10 protein-coding genes and 4 pseudogenes are annotated in these 16,391 nt (G+C 52.8%); 3 read left to right on the top strand and 11 right to left on the bottom strand.

Going from position 1 to position 16,391, the window contains the following annotated elements; translation table 11 throughout:
- Positions 1-100: 100 nt before the first annotated feature.
- On the bottom strand, positions 101-982 hold the full coding sequence (locus tag QWJ20_RS20855; protein WP_224073281.1) for a LysR family transcriptional regulator: 882 nt from the start codon (positions 980-982) through the stop codon (positions 101-103).
- A 213-nt stretch (positions 983-1,195) separates the two neighbouring features.
- On the opposite strand from QWJ20_RS20855, the gene grxB reads away from it, so the two are divergent.
- On the top strand, positions 1,196-1,831 hold the full coding sequence (gene grxB / locus QWJ20_RS20850) for a glutaredoxin 2 (RefSeq protein ID WP_433993372.1): 636 nt from the start codon (positions 1,196-1,198) through the stop codon (positions 1,829-1,831).
- A 99-nt stretch (positions 1,832-1,930) separates the two neighbouring features.
- Here grxB and QWJ20_RS20845 read toward each other — a convergent pair whose 3' ends face one another.
- From QWJ20_RS20845 to QWJ20_RS20835, 3 genes and pseudogenes are all read right to left on the bottom strand, one after another.
- Entirely contained in the window at positions 1,931-2,353 is a 423-nt protein-coding gene (locus QWJ20_RS20845) for a bacteriocin immunity protein (RefSeq protein ID WP_433993371.1), read from the bottom strand.
- Between the two features lie 286 nt (positions 2,354-2,639).
- Positions 2,640-3,599 carry an L-tyrosine isonitrile synthase gene (pvcA, locus tag QWJ20_RS20840; RefSeq protein ID WP_433993370.1) on the bottom strand — a complete coding sequence of 320 codons (960 nt, stop codon included), beginning with the start codon at positions 3,597-3,599 and terminating at the stop codon, positions 2,640-2,642.
- Between the two features lie 255 nt (positions 3,600-3,854).
- Positions 3,855-4,154 (bottom strand): annotated as a pseudogene (locus QWJ20_RS20835) (RHS repeat domain-containing protein); the annotation flags it as partial.
- Between QWJ20_RS20835 and QWJ20_RS20830 the strand changes: the two are divergent.
- A pseudogene (locus QWJ20_RS20830) lies at positions 4,148-4,309 on the top strand (SymE family type I addiction module toxin); the annotation flags it as partial. The pseudogenes QWJ20_RS20835 and QWJ20_RS20830 sit on opposite strands and share 7 nt — an antisense overlap.
- 59 nt (positions 4,310-4,368) lie before the next feature.
- Here the strand turns inward: QWJ20_RS20830 and QWJ20_RS20825 are convergent.
- A complete protein-coding gene (locus tag QWJ20_RS20825; protein ID WP_433993369.1) occupies positions 4,369-4,698 on the bottom strand; it encodes a hypothetical protein in 330 nt (109 codons plus the stop codon).
- A 416-nt stretch (positions 4,699-5,114) separates the two neighbouring features.
- Positions 5,115-6,876, bottom strand: a pseudogene (locus tag QWJ20_RS20820) (RHS repeat-associated core domain-containing protein); the annotation flags it as partial.
- An 824-nt stretch (positions 6,877-7,700) separates the two neighbouring features.
- On the opposite strand from QWJ20_RS20820, the pseudogene QWJ20_RS20815 reads away from it, so the two are divergent.
- A pseudogene (locus QWJ20_RS20815) lies at positions 7,701-7,979 on the top strand (SymE family type I addiction module toxin); the annotation flags it as partial.
- Positions 7,980-8,038: 59 nt separating this feature from the next.
- Here QWJ20_RS20815 and QWJ20_RS20810 read toward each other — a convergent pair.
- The 5 genes from QWJ20_RS20810 to QWJ20_RS20790 form a co-directional block, all read right to left on the bottom strand.
- Positions 8,039-8,278 (bottom strand): hypothetical protein, encoded by a 240-nt coding sequence (locus tag QWJ20_RS20810; protein WP_226309426.1) that lies wholly within the window; start codon positions 8,276-8,278, stop codon positions 8,039-8,041.
- A gap of 5 nt (positions 8,279-8,283) precedes the next feature.
- Positions 8,284-13,581: a glycohydrolase toxin TNT-related protein gene (locus QWJ20_RS20805; RefSeq protein WP_433993368.1), complete on the bottom strand. Its 5,298-nt coding sequence runs from the start codon at positions 13,579-13,581 to the stop codon at positions 8,284-8,286.
- A 20-nt stretch (positions 13,582-13,601) separates the two neighbouring features.
- On the bottom strand, positions 13,602-14,519 hold the full coding sequence (locus QWJ20_RS20800; RefSeq protein ID WP_433993367.1) for a DUF4123 domain-containing protein: 918 nt from the start codon (positions 14,517-14,519) through the stop codon (positions 13,602-13,604).
- Complete coding sequence (locus tag QWJ20_RS20795; RefSeq protein ID WP_433993366.1) at positions 14,516-15,472, bottom strand: DUF4123 domain-containing protein; 957 nt, start codon at positions 15,470-15,472, stop codon at positions 14,516-14,518. Before QWJ20_RS20795 ends, QWJ20_RS20800 begins: the two co-directional genes overlap by 4 nt.
- Before the next feature lie 158 nt (positions 15,473-15,630).
- On the bottom strand, positions 15,631-16,329 hold the full coding sequence (locus QWJ20_RS20790) for an ankyrin repeat domain-containing protein (protein WP_433993380.1): 699 nt from the start codon (positions 16,327-16,329) through the stop codon (positions 15,631-15,633).
- Positions 16,330-16,391 lie beyond the last annotated feature (62 nt).

Raw genomic sequence — 16,391 nt, 5'->3', positions numbered from 1 at the left:
TCCTGCCGGAAGTCGGCAGGTGATGAGCAGAGCATAAAGCGCCCTATTCATTCCCGGTAGAGAGGTAAAATGGATATCAGCTATTCCGAATAGGAATATTTCAGGAGAAAAGATGCTGGACGAAATCGGTAAAAATTCTGGCGCGGGCTGATGTCATGCGGCCTCCGGGGTAGACAGCCCACAGATCCATCTTACCCAGCGACCATGAATCCAGCGCGGTGACGACCTGCCCACTTTCAAGCTCTGGTGCAAACATCCATTCCGATGCCACAATCAGTCCTACACCCGATAGCACCGCTGCACGCACGCCTTCCGCCGCAGAAACTCGGATACGCCCATTGGGGAATATTGTGGTCTGTGTTTCACCCTGAGAAAAAATCCAGCGATCGGTTCTCTCTCCCTGCAAATAGATGACGGCAGGATACGCAGCCAGAACGTCAGGAGAAGCGGGCACACCATGACGCGCAAAATAGTCAGGGGTCGCCAGCAGGCGCATGGAACACGATGCTAACCGCTGGGCAATCAGGCTTGAATCCTTCATGTCGCCCAAACGCAGTGCCACATCAATGCCTTCCGCAATCAGATCGATCGGGCGATCGTCCAGAATGACATCAATATTTAGCTGGGGATGCTCGGCCATGAATTCATGGAGCCGCGGTATAATGAGCTGTCTGGCAAACGTCACGGGTGCACCGATGCGTAGCCGCCCAGACAGCGCCGCGCTTCCGCTAACCACATGCTCTTGAGCATCCCCCAGTACCTTCAACGCAGGGGCGATTTGCTCATAAAAATTCTGCCCAGCTTCTGTCGGCGTCAGCCCTCGGGTAGAGCGGAGCAGCAGCGGCGTTGCCAACTGATTTTCAAGCTGCATGATCGCTTTGGACACCGCAGGCTGCCCAATACCGAGCCTGCGAGACGCTGCGGAAAACGACCCCGTTTCAAAAACGCAGATAAATGTTTCCAGCGCGCTCAGGCGATCCATGTTTCTCTTCCGCAAAAGGGGTTTCACTGCATCATACAGTAATCTGGTACGGGTCACGCGATTCACACCGCGCCCTTCTTTTCCCTGCCATCGCCATCTTCAGGCACATTCTCTTTACCGCCGACCGCATCAGGTATTACTCTGATGGCATGACTTGTCATGTCAGGGCTGGCAAACTTTTGCGGCCTTTTTCAAAATCTTACGAGGCGATGCATGAAACTTTTCATTTACGAACACTGCCCATTCTGTGTCAGAGCCAGAATGATTTTTGACCTGAAAGATCTGCCTGTTGAGCAATCCGTCATTATGGAAGGCGACATCGACACGCCAACGCGCATGGTGGGCCGCAAAGTGGTGCCGATCCTACAGAAAGAAGATGGCAGTTTCATGCCGGAAAGCATGGATATCGTCCACTATGTAGACAGCAAGCAAGCGCCGTTAATCGCCGACAAACCGGTTGATGCTGAGATTGAAGCCTGGTGTAAGTCCGTTTCCAGCGCGGTGTTTAACCTTGCTATTCCACGTTTTACGAAAGCCGATTTCAAAGAGCTTTCCACGCCAGAGGCGCGCTATGCCTACATCCTGCGCGAAGAAAAAGCCTTCGGCGATCTGGATGCACTGCTGGCGAAAACGCCGGAACTGATTGCGGAAGTGGAGCAAAAACTCGAGGCGCTGGAGCCGCGTCTGGCAAACGTCAGCACCATTTCCACCACCGACTTTATTCTGTTCCCAATCTTACTGTCGCTCACGATCGTGAAAGGCGTACAGTTTGGCCCTAACGTTCACGCGTACCTTGAGCGTGTCTCAACAGCCAGCAAGGTCGACTTGTTGACCGATAAAGCGCTGTAAAAACAGCAAGAATAGAAACAACAAAGGAGCGGCTTATAGCGGCTCCTTATTTTTAGCAACGTTCGGATAACGTCGTTCGTTTACCGATATCAATCAGGATTATTGATCCTTGGGATTAAGTTCACATCCTTCTACGTCGTGATCAAGCTCAATCACCGAATACGCCTGAGAATTTTTCGTTTTCTTTATCAGGAAAGGACTTGTCGAAAAGTAACTCCCAATGTGCGCATCATCCACGAAGCAAGCAATGATCTCTTTTTCATTTTCCGAGATAATACGCAGTGAATACGTCCAACTGCCATCTGTTTCTGTTGCTTCTGCCCAGTCTTTTTTCTGGCTAAATACATAATCACTGGTATCTTTCAGCAGCGTCCCCTTAGGGAAATGTCTCGGCCCAAAAGAACTGCGGAAAGTAGTCACATCCAAATGCTTCAGCACCGTCAGCGCATCCGTTTTGGTTGCCGCAAAACCGGTCTGGGGAATCATCGATACTGAAAAAATCACGGCCAAAAATAGTTTCATTTACTGCAACCCTGCGATAGAACATCCGTGCGCGTATTCTATTTTAAAAACACAATTCGCAATAGCGTTATGGGGCACGGTTTCACCCCATAACGCGTGGCCGATTTCAACACGTTACTACGATGAAACTGCGACATAAAATCATTCCAGCGACACAAGGATAACCCTACTTCAGCGGCTTCCGCCTGCTCACGGAACAATGCTCCGCTAAACAGCGTGACATCGTTCCCCTGCTCAACCAAATAGCGAGCGTGTCTCAGTGAACGATGAGACGAGGACAGTATGCTTATGCCATATCAGGCTGTTTAACTAAGTAATGGCTAGGCGTACCGCGGATCTCCACAACCTCACCGTCCAACTGCTGTGCATCCATATTCTTCATGAGCACAAACTGCCCATTAACATTGGCAGCAACACCATGCCAGGGCGTCAACCAATCGTCCTTCGTGGGCATCATATGAATACCCAGTTTCAGGCTGTCCGAAGGCTGTGGGTGAATAGACAATCGGATGGCGTCTGGAAATTGTTCAGCAAGCAGATTACCCCACGCCCAGCTGCGTTGAATAACGCCACACGCGCGTTTTTTGGCATCCTTCTGTAACGCCGCATTAGAGCCGGTATAGTCAGGCCACTGGCTATCCTCATAGAGAAAGCGGGTTATTGAACGATAAAGCTGCAAGCCTTCTTCGCTCTGCATGAGCTGCGCCTTGATCTCCTCTTCTGACTCGGCGTAATCCTCAACCAGCCGCCGACGAAGATGATCATAGTCAGCGGTGAGTGCTGCCATATTCTCTACATCCTTAAGATTAAAGACGCTGAGATGAACAGCACCCAACTCATGCAGCAAATTTTCAATCTCATCCTGATAGGTGTTAATCGTTTCGTCGCTGGTCCCAATCAGGTCACCAAATACATGTCCATCCGAGCAAATACGGATGTGCGCACCTGCTGGGTAATAAAGCTGAATACGCTGACATAACGAATTCAGGAAAATCAGGGACAAACGCTCCGCCATATCCGGCACTCTACCCAGCACTTTGTAGGGGTTCGGAGATTTAACTGGAAACGCAGGCAGAATAAGTTCAATACGGTGACCTTTTTCAACAAAAGCACGAATTCTGGGTAATTGAACCTGAGTCACCTGAGACTCTTCTTCACTAATTGATTTCGTCGATTGGGTAAATCTACGCCGATATTGAATTAACTCACTTAATATTAGCGATGAAACTAATTCATTATTCATCATATACAAAACAACCTTATTACTTTACATTAATTTAAAAAAATGAATAAACTGCATAGCAGTGGCGTAGAAACAATAGAATAAAACCCTTACGCGAATACAATAAAAAAACTGAATGACATATTCAGTTTTTTTATTGTATTCTGCTAATAATTAACTTCGATCATAAATAGATATAGTAATGATTAAGTATTAAAATCGAGGATAAGGGATGATGGTGATTGAGCTCTTCAGTTTGCTTAGTACCGTACGTCCCAGTCCCTGGCTGTTCGTCACCCCGGCGAACTCCGCTTCCACATTGTAGTGGTAGCGCACAGTCGCCCCCAGCGGGTCCGTCGCCTCCAGCAGGTTACCTTCCACGTCGTAACCAAACCGCGTCTCGCTGCCGTCTTCATACACCACTTTCGACGGTGACTCGCGCACGCCGTCATACTCCCAGCGCCGCACCTGCACACCAGGCTCATGCCCGATATGTCGCTCCGTCAGGCGGTCAAGGTCGTCATAGCGGAACGCTACCGGCGGTGCATTATCCCGTTCGAGGCTGCTCAGCAGGCCACGAGACCGAAGGCGCGGACTGGGTGGAGGACAACGGTACATTAACACTGGCGGGCGACTGGCTCACCCAAAGCGGGTTACTCGGCCAGCCGTTAAGGATTGAGGTGCTGCCTAGCAGGATAACTATTCGGGCTGAACTGGGGACGATGCTGGCGTAATAACACTGGCAGCTAAAAATAAAAAACCGGAAGATCATTAGAGCGCTTCCGGCTATTATTTATCTCTCTTCAATATTGTAATGGTTTGGATCTGACCACGATATGACTTTGTACTTACCTATATAAGCGTTCTTTTCTTTATAAAAGCCCATAACCTCTGATGGATACCATCCATAACCAAATACAAATAAAGCATCGACTTTAGCCAAAGATTTAATGAGTTCTAATTTCTCACCTTCATCCTTTATCGTTTTAACCATAAACTGGCCAGAAGCTAAAAAACCAAGAGCTTCAACTTCTTTTACTGAGTCATTACCTTGAACTCTGAGCTTTATTGTATTAGTTGCAATATCACTTACAACAATATAGTTATCAGGAATTACGTTCATAATACATTCACCCTTAACATAACTGGAGTCGATGTAGGAACAGAATTTATAACCATTTCAGGTGCTCCTCCCGGCAAATGCAGCCCCGGACCAAGGAAGTAATCATTACTCCCCAATGGACTTCTAGGCTGCATATTTGTTATCCCTTCTATTTTCCTGACATTGAATCCATCTTTCAGAGAACCAGGGTTTAACCCCATATCTTTTTCGATTCTTTCTGCCATAGATCTGGAAATAGAAGTTTCACTTCCTTGAACACCGTCAAAATATTTCAGTGCACCTTCTTTATCCGTAACAAAAGTTCCATCTCTTCCTATTGAAGGATATTGATCCCAGCTTGTCGGACTAATGTTATATCCAACATCATCCTCTAACATCTTAGATTGCCGTGCTCTCGCATTATCAACTCTTGACGAGCCTTCTTTCGGCGTCAACCCAAAAGGATCTACCCAACTGAGCGGATTTTTTACATAGCCATATGCCCTTCTACCGCCGTGTAACCCTATCGGGTCCGGCGACAGGTACTGCCCGCTCTCCGCATCATAGTAACGATGGCGGTTGTAGTAAAGCCCCGTTTCCGCATCGTACAGCTGCCCCTGATAGCGCAGCTCGCAGTACACTTCTTCGTTTGCCGCATCACCCAGGTAGCGCCTCAGCGGGATAGGCCGTCGCTCTTCGCGGTGGGCGCCCCACAACTCCTGTTCCCCACGCCAGCGGACTTCCCCTTCCTCGCTGCACAGCTCTCTGGCGGTCCCCGTCAGGTCGGTCACGATGTAGTGCAGCTGTGTGCTGTCGCCCTGCGCCTCCACCTGTGCCAGCGGCCGGAAGCTTCCCGGCTCGTACACCCACTGCACTTCCCGCGCTGCCGACCCGTCCGCCCGGTACTGCTGCTGACCTATCAGCTGGTCACCGTCCCATCGGTAGGCTACCCGCGCGACCGCCTGCGCCGACGGGAGTTGTCCCTCACGCACCTTGTTAATTCTGCGACCAAACGCATCGTAACGATACCGCCACCGTGCACCATCCGGCAAACTCACCCGTACCAGTCGGTCCTGCACGTCCCAGTCAAAGAACGTGTCCTTCGGCCTGAACCCCGGCCGCGTTTCCCGCTTCATCGCCAGACGCCCGCAGTCGTCATACCGGTACTGCGTATGCCCCCGCTCGACTACCCGGCCTGCCGCATCGTAGCGCGCCGACGCCTGTACCACCGCATCCTGCACCTTCAGTGTCTCACCCAGACCCGGCGCTATCTGCGATACCTCGCACAGGTTCTGTTCGCTGTCGTAACCAAACAGCCGTGCCTGACGCCGCCGTCCCTCATCACGCCGCTCCGCCGTCACCTGGCCTGCCCCGTTCAGCCGGAATGCCTGCTCGCCCCAGTGGCTGTCGCTGATGCCCGTCAGACGGTCCAGCACATCATACTGGTAACGGCGCTCCAGCACGTCATTCACCCGACCGTCCGCGCCCTCCAGCGCCTGACGCTGCAGCAGCCCCGTCGGACTCCACTCATGGCGTAATGCAAACCCGCTGCCGTTGCTGCGCCGCTGCTCTTCCCCCGCCGCCGTGTGGCTGAACTGCAGCGGCTGGTGTGAGCCAATACCCAGCGATGACAGCCGACCCGACTGCCACGCCAGCTGCAGCGGGGCCAGAATCCCTTCCACCACCGCACGCTGACCGCCCGCATCGTAACCGCTCTGTACCGCCTCGCCGTTGACCGTTTCCGATGTGACCTGACCTGCACGGTTATAGGCGTATTCCACCACCGCGTCCGGACTAGCTGCCTTGGTTGGTCAGCCGGCCCGCCACGTCATACGCCAGTTCGGTAATGCCGTCGGTTTCTCCGTCCGCTTTCTGTGCGGTGATGCGCGTTATCCGCCCTGCCGCATCATGTTCGTAATGCAGTGCGCTCCCATCCGGCGCGGTGCGCTGCACCAGGCGGTCTGCCACATCGTACTGATAGCGGTACACTCGCCCGTCGTAATGCCGCTCCTCGCTCAGCCGCCCGCTGGCGTCAAAGCCGTACGTCCAGTCCCGCCCCTGACTGTTCGTCACCCCGGCGAACTCCGCTTCCGCATTGTAGTGGTAGCATACCGTCGCCCCCAGCGGATCCGTCGCCTCCAGCAGGTTATCAAACGCCCCGTAGCGGAACTGATAACGCTGCCCCAGCGCATCCGTCACCGCCGTCAGGTTACCTTCCACGTCGTAACCAAACCGCGTCTCGCTGCCGTCTTCATACACCACTTTCGACGGTGACTCGCGTACGCCGTCATACTCCCAGCGCCGCACCTGCACGCCCGCTTCATGCCCGATATGTCGCTCCGTCAGGCGGTCAAGGTCGTCATAGCGAAACGCTACCGGCGGTGCATTATCCCGCTCAAGGCTGCTCAGCAGGCCACGACGGTTATAGTGGTAACGCTGCAGCACGCCGTCTGGGCCTATCACTGTCGACAGCTGCCCTGTTTCACCATAGCGATACAGCCACTCGCGCCCTTCCGGGTCGTTCACCTCGACAACCTGCCCGGCAGCATTACGCTGGTAATGCCATTCGCTGCCCAGCGGGTCGATATAAGCCAGTAGTTGCCCGTTATCGTCGTACGCATATTGATGCGTCGCGCCGTCAGGCAGGGTAACCTCGGTTACCTGCCCCCAGTCATTGCGCTGATATGCCGTGCGACTACCTAGCGGGTCGGTCTCCGCCACCAGTTGGTTATCCACCCACTCGAGCTGGGTCTCACCGCCATCAGGCGTACGTTTTGACAGAATATTATTACGCTCATCGCGCACATAGCTGAATACCCCGCCAAACCCGCTGTGGTAATGGCTGGTCAGGGTCTCATCGTCGTATTCAAAGTGACCCGGCCAGTAGCCTTCCGAGGTTCTGTCCCGGATGGCGCGGCCTTTTTTATCGTAGTCGTGCTCAACCCAGGTCGAACCTAAATCCGACCAGCGTAGCAGCCAACCTTCCGGCGAGTAGCAATAGTCAAAGTTGCGCCCTTCATCCGGCACTGGCGGGCTTTACTGCCAACACCCTGTTCCGTATCAGCCTCTACCGTAACGGGTTGATGCTGACACGACTGGATGAGGATACCGATATCGCCGCGCTGATGGCTGAACTCGACGGCCACAACAGCGAAGGGGCGGACTGGGTGGAAGACAACGGCACCTTAACACTGGCGGGCGACTGGCTCCCCCTGAGCGGGTTAATCGGCCAGCCGTTAAATATTGACGTGTTGCCCGGTAAGATAGTCATTCGGGCAGAGGCGGGGACGATGCTGGCGTAATATTACAAGCTGCTAAAAATAAAAGCCGGAAGGGTCATTAGATCACTCCCGGCTATTATTTATTTTACTTTACCAGTAACAATTGCATTAATTTGATCATATATATATTCGCAAGCTTCATCTTCTGTCGGGAAACTTACCATCCCAGTTTTAATCCCTCTTTCTGAGTAATAAACAACCCAACAACCATTTTCATGATCGAGACATAACTTTTCACTTGGTAAACGGCCCTCCAAAGAATATAAAGTTCTCGATACTTTCTCTTTGATAAGTCTTTCTTTCAGCTCTTTTTTATTCATAAATATCACCGTCTCTTTAACGAACCATTCTCCACCAAATTTATTATCTTATCAGGTAATTCGTACTGAGTTCCGCCACCTTCATATCCGAACCAGCCTTTAATATCACCAGCATCAACAGTAATTGGCTTAACAACTTCATAAACATTATAAGGCCTACCATCTGCTCCCGGTTTCAAGGCTCTATCTCTATATGGAACTCCTTCAGGAGAGGCAAATGTTCCATATTCAGTACCATATCTATCAATTGTAGAACCGGGTAATAATGTAAATTTAGATGATTCGCCATCGAAGCCTCTATTTGGTGGCCACTCATTATGAGTTGAATAATCTAAGAAATTAGATGATTCTCTGGCTCTCCGGCTTGCCTCTATATTATCAAGTATTCTCTGCCGCTGTTCACATGCAGATTCAGCTAATCCTAGAGGATCAGCACGGGTCAGAGGGTTATGTACATACGCCTGAGGTCGGATACCACCCAGCAGCCCTATCGGGTCTGGCGACAGATACTGTCCGCTCTCCGCATCATAGTAACGATGGCGGTTGTAGTAAAGCCCCGTTTCCGCATCGTACAACTGTCCCTGGTAGCGCAGCTCACAGTACACTTCCTCGTTTGCCGCGTCTCCCAGATAGCGCCGCAGCGGGATAGGCCGCCGCTCTTCGCGGTGGGCACCCCACAACCCCTGTTCCCCGCGCCAGTGGACTTCCCCTTCCTCGCTGCACAGCTCTCTCGCGGTCCCCGTCAGGTCAGTGACGATGTAGTGCAGCTGTGTGCTGTCACCCTGCGCCTCCACCTGTGCCAGTGGACGGAAGCTTCCCGGCTCGTACACCCACTGCACTTCCCGCGCTGCCGACCCGTCCGCCCGGTACTGCTGCTGACCTATCAGCTGGTCACCGTCCCATCGGTACGCCACCCGCGCTACCGCCTGCGCCGACGTCACCTGTCCTTCGCGTACCTTGTTAATTCTGCGTCCAAACGCATCGTAACGATACCGCCACCGCGCCCCGTCCGGCAAACTCACCCGTACCAGCCGGTCCTGCACGTCCCAGTCGAAATACGTTTCCTTCGGCCTGAACCCCGGCCGCGTTTCCCGCTTCATCGCCAGACGCCCGCAGTCGTCATACCGGTATTGCGTATGGCCACGCTCGACTACCCGGCCCGCCGCATCGTAGCGCGCCGATGCCTGTACCACCGCATCTTGCACCTTCAGCGTCTCACCCAGACCCGGCGCTATCTGCGATACCTCGCACAGGTTCTGTTCGCTGTCGTAACCAAACAGCCGCGCCTGACGACGCCGTCCCTCATCACGGCGCTCCGCTGTCACCTGACCCGCCCCGTTCAGCCGGAACGCCTGCTCGCCCCAGTGGCTGTCGCTGATGCCCGTCAGACGGTCCAGCACATCATACTGGTAACGGCGCTCCAGCACGTCATTCACCCGACCGTCCGCCCCTTCCAGCGCCTGACGCTGCAGCAATCCTGTCGGACTCCACTCGTGGCGTAATGCAAACCCGCTGCCGTTACTGCGCCGCTGCTCCTCGCCCGCCGCCGTGTGGCTGAACTGCAGCGGCTGGTGTGAACCAATACCCAGCGATGACAGCCGACCCGACTGCCATGCCAGCTGCAGCGGGGCCAGAATCCCCTCCACCACCGCACGCTGACCGCCTGCATCGTAACCGCTCTGCAGTGCCTCACCGTTCACCGTTTCCGATGTGACCTGCCCCGCCCGGTTATAGGCGTATTCCACCACCGCATCCGGGCTGGCGGCTTTGGTCAGCCGACCAGCCACGTCATAGTCCAGCACGGTGATACCGTCCGTTTCCCCGTCCGCTTTCTGTGCGGTGATGCGCGCTATCCGCCCTGCCGCATCATGCTCGTAATGCAGTGCGCTCCCATCCGGCGCGGTGCGCTGCACCAGACGGTCTGCCACATCGTACTGATAGCGGTACACCCGCCCGTCGTAATGCCGCTCCTCGCTCAGCCGACCGCTGGCGTCAAAGCCGTACGTCCAGTCCCGCCCCTGACTGTTCGTCACCCCGGCGAACTCCGCTTCCGCGTTATAGTGGTAGCGCACCGTTGCCCCCAGCGGGTCCGTCGCTTCCAGCAGGTTATCGAACGCCCCGTAGCGGAACTGGTAACGCTGCCCCAGCGCATCCGTCACCGCCGTCAGGTTACCTTCCACGTCGTAACCAAACCGCGTCTCGCTGCCGTCTTCGTACACCACTTTCGACGGTGACTCGCGCACGCCGTCATACTCCCAGCGCCGCACCTGCACACCCGCCTCATGCCCGATATGTCGCTCCATCAGGCGGTCAAGGTCGTCATAGCGGAACGCTACCGGCGGTGCATTATCCCGCTCAAGGCTGCTCAGCAGGCCACGGCGGTTATACTGATAACGCTGCAGCACGCCGTCCGGGCCTATCACTGTCGACAGCTGCCCCGTTTCACCATAACGATACAGCCACTCGCGCCCTTCCGGGTCGTTCACTTCGACAACCTGCCCGGCAGCATTACGCTGGTAATGCCATTCGCTGCCCAGCGGGTCGATATAAGCCAGCAACTGTCCGTTATCGTCATACGTATATTGATGCGTCGCGCCGTCAGGCAGAGTAACTTCAGTCACCTGCCCCCAGTCATTGCGCTGATACGCCGTGCGGCCACCTAGCGGGTCGGTCTCTGCCACCAGTTGGTTGTCCACCCACTCGAACCGGGTCTCGCCGCCGTCAGGCATACGTTTTGACAGAATATTATTACGCTCATCGCGCACGTAGCTGAATACCCCGCCAAACCCGCTGTGGTAATGGCTGGTCAAGGTGTCATCGTCGTATTCAAAGTGACCCGGCCAGTAGCCTTCGGAGGTTCTGTCCCGGATGGCGCGACCTTTTTTATCGTAGTCGTGCTCAACCCAGGTTGAACCTAAATCCGACCAGCGCAGCAGCCAGCCTTCCGGCGAGTAGCGATAGTCAAAGTTGTGCCCTTCATCCGCCCGTACGCTCAGTAAATGCCCATGGTCGTCATAGGTATAGCTGGCCAGCGTTTTTAATGGCTGACGCTGCGGGGTACATAGCGTGAGTGTCGTGATCCTTTGGTGTTCCGATGTGATGTGAATCAAACGCCCGTCCGACAGCGCAACCCAACGCAGTTCACCCAACACCCACTCGAAAGTCACTCGATGGCCCGCAACATCGTCAATAGACGTCAGACAAAGCTGGAGACCTAGCGCATATTCAAACCGATAGCGTAGGCCACCGACATGCTGGAGCACCAGTTCACCCTGCTGCCGGGTCAACCGCCATTGTGGGTTTGACGATGAGCGGCTGCTCTCCCCTTCATTGGGCAGGGCGAAGAATGCCTGATTGAACTCACCATCCGTTAGCGTAGCCACCCCGTTGTTAAGCGTCAGGCTGATATCCCAGTTGGTGCGCCATAGAGTCCCCAGCAAACCGGGGTGACGTTTTCCCGTGGAGCGATAGTAGCGTTGCAGTGACAGGGATAGTGGGCTACTTACCTGAATGTCGGTGCGCTGCTCCACCACCGCACCGGTTGCCATATCGACCGGATCGCCGTTTTGCTCACCTTTCTTCGGGTCAGTTTTCGTCTCCCCGTTTTCTGTCTTTGCTTTTTCCTGAGCAGCAGTAGCACCATCATTAGGGGGAGTTCTGGCGCCGGGCGTTACATTCTCGGCACCAGTGGGCGTTTGAACGGTTTTCCCGTCATCTGACGGGTTTTTATTCTCATCTGAGGCATGTCGCCCATGCTCGGAAGACTTATTTTTTTGATTATTATCGCCCGTTTTGGGCTGAGACTTATCCTGAGCATTTGGCGTGTCCGTCGGGGGAGAATGAGGTTGCTTAGGTGGAATAGGTGGTGTGTGTGAGGTTGGAGAAGCAGGTGGAGAACTCGTCGAATTTTTTCCCCCTTTAGCGGCCATGCCGACTTTACTCTTACCGCCTCCCAAAATACCAGACAATATTCCTATTGCCGGTATCATACTGGCCTCAGCCATCGTCAAGCCACCAGGTCTTTCTACCCGTTGATTAAATTCAGTAATTTCCTCTTCAGTACGGTAGTCTCCCGATCCGCCCTTTTGCACAGTCATCGCAGATAATTCACAGCTCCCTTTAGGCCGCGCACTTCCAATAACCTGCGTCATGATTTGGGGAATAAATTCAGCAAACTCGGCTTCAATCAATGCCGTCACGATGGTAAAAATTGCGATTAATTTTTCGAGCACATCCACCATGGCTCGGAAACTGTCGGCCATCAGCGCGACTATCCAACTGCGCTCACCAGAAACACCTTTCACCAGTAGGTCCAGTGCCTCTTTGATGGTTTTCAGTATTTCTTTCCCTTTATCAGCATAAATTCTGATATCAGAACGTATGCCCGTCAGCCAGGTGACTATATTCCCGTTACTCAAACGGCGAATAATCTGAGTGGCTTCCTCAATATCCTGCTGCTTGTTGCCTTTAGCGCCTTTCAGCTTCCGCAAGGCTTGCGTAATGGCATTTCCACTGACTTTTAGCGCATCCCCGACGCCAGGAACAAAGCCAATGACACACAGCACCCCGTCAATTTGGTGCATGGTGTCGTTCAATAAGTTAGGATTTTTATAGCTATACCAACACCATTGCCCAAGGAAGTAGACATCCATCGACTGTCCAACTACGGGAACACAGCCCAGTATGACCTCACAGAGCAGCAGAACGGCATTATCAACACTGGATGCCTCACTTGCCACCTCCGCCGACATTCGATGTTGAACTCGACGGATTTCCCGTTGGAGTTCACCATCATCTCTATGCAACTGCTTTTCCAATTCCCAGAAACGCTTCAACGCCAGTTTATATTGCTCCGGTATATCGCTCAGCGGCATCCTCACAGACTGCTGGACGGAGCCATACTGCACGATCCCTTGTTCTCTCAGGATGACGAACAGGGAAAAATATTCTCCGGCAAAACTCGCATAGGCAGGGTTAGACATCAAAACGGGGTTGTTTTCCATCGTTTTCTTAGGGTCGAACGTATCGCTGCCTTCCCCCAAAAGCAGCTCATACGTGCTACACCCCATGTCATGGATGAAAAACATGCCGTTCTCGTCGGTTTTACCCTTTATTTTGTGGTTATTGCTATCGGTTACCTGAAAAGGGGCATTTGGGATGGGTTCACCTGAATCGTAATGGTAACGCACCAATATTTCGCAGCCACAGGTTGTACATCCCCCTGAAATCTTATTATCCGTAGTGAAATTACGCTTTGCGGCATCCCCGCTGGCAGCTAACGCGCTGCTTTTATCCTGACTCATGAAATGACGTCCTTTTTATTTTATGCTTCGTCCAGGTGGTCAATAGCGGCCTGATACAGGCGATCCATACGGCTTTGCGTGCCAAGGTATTCAGGCTGTATCAGAATATTTTTTGCCCAGGGCTGATGCATGAATTCCGGCGAGAGCTCCGTCGCCAGTGCCAGCCAGCGCACGATATCGCGGTCGTTGTTAAAGCCGCTGTTCCTCGCCTGTTCCGCCTGCTGATGGGTAAACGCCTGTAGTTCATCATCAGGCGCGTTCTGCCAGTCAGCATGGTAAGCACGCAGATGCTCGCTATAGCGCGCCAGATTGTGATGTTCATAGGGCACTATAATGGCTTGCCATTGTTCAGCGCTCAGTTGGCGCGGCAGGATGTCTGGAATAGTGTGTGGTTCGCGGGTGGTAAGGTTTAAGGCACGTACCGCGCCGTCAGGGGAAATGTCGCAGAAGCTGGCTATTGGGCCATAAAGTGCACAGGCTTCTTGTGCGGAACTGGCGGATAACAGCTGATTCACCACCTGCCAGTCGCCTACGCGCAGGATGGCATTCTCCCCAGAAGGTGAAGTCACCAGGCTCCACTGCCGCAGATGCTTCGTGACCTCAAGCAGTTGATCGAGCGGTGAATATGCCTGCATAAACCATTCCAGCTGTAGCCCCATTCCCCAGCCCGGTTGAGTGATGATGTGTTCTTTCACCTGCGACCAGTTGGCGACATTAAGCGGGATGCAATAGGGTGATACCGAGGCATGAACGCGCCCCGCTTCTCCCCAGTACAAACGCGTCTGTTCCAGGCTGCCCCCCCAGCGTTCGGCCAGCCACGGCACAGCATCGTTCATCGACGCTTCGGCGATAACAAAACAGCCGCCCTGAGCGATACGCGTTTGCCAGACGGCGTCATCTTCCGGCAGCAGTTCAAGGAAAGGTTGCGATACACTCACAGCGTGACCTCCGGTATGTCAGGTAACTCTCCCCGCATCCAACCGGGGCGATGGTAATTAAGCTGCACACTCTCAATACGTTCAGGCTCAGATTTAAAAATCCGAATACTGTCCGCGATCGAATAACGTTCAGTCAGATGAATAAAAATCGGGTGTAAATAGAATTCGCTGCCGAGCACCCAGCGATGAGCAGACCAGGCTTCACATTCCGCTTCGCTGGCTTTCGGATAATAGTTCCCGGCTAATACAATGCCGCTAATAAAGCGTGTTTTTACTATTTCAATATCTAGAGGAAAAACACATTGTGCACTGACAAAAAGAAATAGCTCATTCGCTAGTCGGTGCAGGCGATTATCATTAGCGAGAAGGTAATATTGATAGTGCGTTAAAGTAATGTGGTACGTTTGATTAATGTCGCTCTTGTTTTCTTTATTAACATCCTGCTGTGCGAATAGCTGATATTCCCCACGTTCGCTCTTCACAATGGGCAAATACAGATTATTCAGCGGGCCGAGAAAATCCGTTTGTGCAGCAAGATCCAGAGTGGACCACCAGGCCGATAAAATGTCTGGTACATAGCTACGAAATAGCGCTTTAGTGCCATCAGGCCAGAGACAGGAAATGCGCTGCTGCCAAAAATCAGCCACCTGCTGCAATGTCAGTTCACCATGCATGAGAATTACGCCACTATGCCGCTCCGGCTGTGTCTCAGTCAGCCAGTGCAGCAGTGTTTCTCCTGGTTTGCCTTCTTCTATTTTCACCACAATAGGCGCCCACATCTGCCAGTTTTCGGCATCTTTGCCAAAATGCAACGGTTGCCATATATCTGACGCCGCAGGTTGAAAAGCCTGCCAATACTCAGGTAATTGGGGATAACTCAACGGCGAGATAATAGCGAACAACGGCGCATTAAACTGGCTGATTTCAAACAGGGTATAACCGTTTGCCATCATCGTTATTTGCCTGTAAATAAATGAGATAATTTTTAATACGATGAGCGTGTATTCATAACAGCAGCAACGACCCAATAATCACGCAGATTATCAGGTCGAGACATGCCGTTTATTTTTATAACGCAAAATGGATAATAAAACGGAGAATCAAAATAAAACTAGACTGGCAGTCCTTTTTTCCAGCGTTCCCGAACTTCAGCAGGTGATAGCGGTGGGAATTTGACGCCGCGATCCAGTAACAGCTGTTTTACCTTTAATGCCCAAGGGTAGTGAGGCGATTTAGGAGACATAATGGATAAGCTGTCGTGTACACGCCACGCCAGGCTACTGCCGGTTGAAGAATAGGTATCGAAACTTGCGCCCTGCTCAATCAACCAATAAACAATTTCGTATTCATTTACATAGGCGGCATAAAGCGCACTATTTCTTTTATTTTGATCTTCTAAATTCAGATCAGCCCCTTTCTCAACGAGTAGCTTAATATCAGCCCATCTTTGCTCATTAATGGCACTAAATATTGCAGGCTGACCACGACGACCAATTGCATTCGGATCTCCACCTGCATCCAGAATAATGCGAAGCCAGTCAGGATCTTTCGCGCCCGCCACAGAATTGACTGCGCTGTCGCCAAAGCCGTCTTTATAGTTTGGATCGACACCCAGTTTAAGCGCCAGCGTGACGGCTTTTTTATCCTTCGTCTCATAAATCAGCCACAGCAGCGGCGTGACGCCTTCTTTTCCCTGAATATTCAGGTTAACGCCCTGCGACAGCTGATGACGAGCTGCTGATTCGTCACCTTTTTGAATACTTTCCAGTACCGCCACCACGGGCGGTTCAAAAAGTTCACTCGCCCGCATACTGTGTCCTCCTGCCTGACAAGCGGTTAATAATCCCAGAATAACGACGCCCAACCATTTTA

Source organism: Pectobacterium sp. S5, assembly GCF_051707265.1.
Classification (GTDB): Bacteria; Pseudomonadota; Gammaproteobacteria; order Enterobacterales; family Enterobacteriaceae; genus Pectobacterium; species Pectobacterium polare.
This window is presented reverse-complemented; position numbering and strand designations above follow the sequence as displayed.

Bases quoted from the DNA above. Each gene is read 5' to 3' on its own strand.
- QWJ20_RS20855 (WP_224073281.1), bottom strand. From the start codon at position 982: ATGGATCGCCTGAGCGCGCTGGAAACATTTATCTGCGTTTTTGAAACG.
- grxB (WP_433993372.1), top strand. From the start codon at position 1,196: ATGAAACTTTTCATTTACGAACACTGCCCATTCTGTGTCAGAGCCAGA.
- QWJ20_RS20845 (WP_433993371.1), bottom strand. From the start codon at position 2,353: ATGAAACTATTTTTGGCCGTGATTTTTTCAGTATCGATGATTCCCCAG.
- pvcA (WP_433993370.1), bottom strand. From the start codon at position 3,599: ATGATGAATAATGAATTAGTTTCATCGCTAATATTAAGTGAGTTAATT.
- QWJ20_RS20825 (WP_433993369.1), bottom strand. From the start codon at position 4,698: ATGAACGTAATTCCTGATAACTATATTGTTGTAAGTGATATTGCAACT.
- QWJ20_RS20810 (WP_226309426.1), bottom strand. From the start codon at position 8,278: ATGAATAAAAAAGAGCTGAAAGAAAGACTTATCAAAGAGAAAGTATCG.
- QWJ20_RS20805 (WP_433993368.1), bottom strand. From the start codon at position 13,581: ATGAGTCAGGATAAAAGCAGCGCGTTAGCTGCCAGCGGGGATGCCGCA.
- QWJ20_RS20795 (WP_433993366.1), bottom strand. From the start codon at position 15,472: ATGATGGCAAACGGTTATACCCTGTTTGAAATCAGCCAGTTTAATGCG.
- QWJ20_RS20790 (WP_433993380.1), bottom strand. From the start codon at position 16,329: ATGCGGGCGAGTGAACTTTTTGAACCGCCCGTGGTGGCGGTACTGGAA.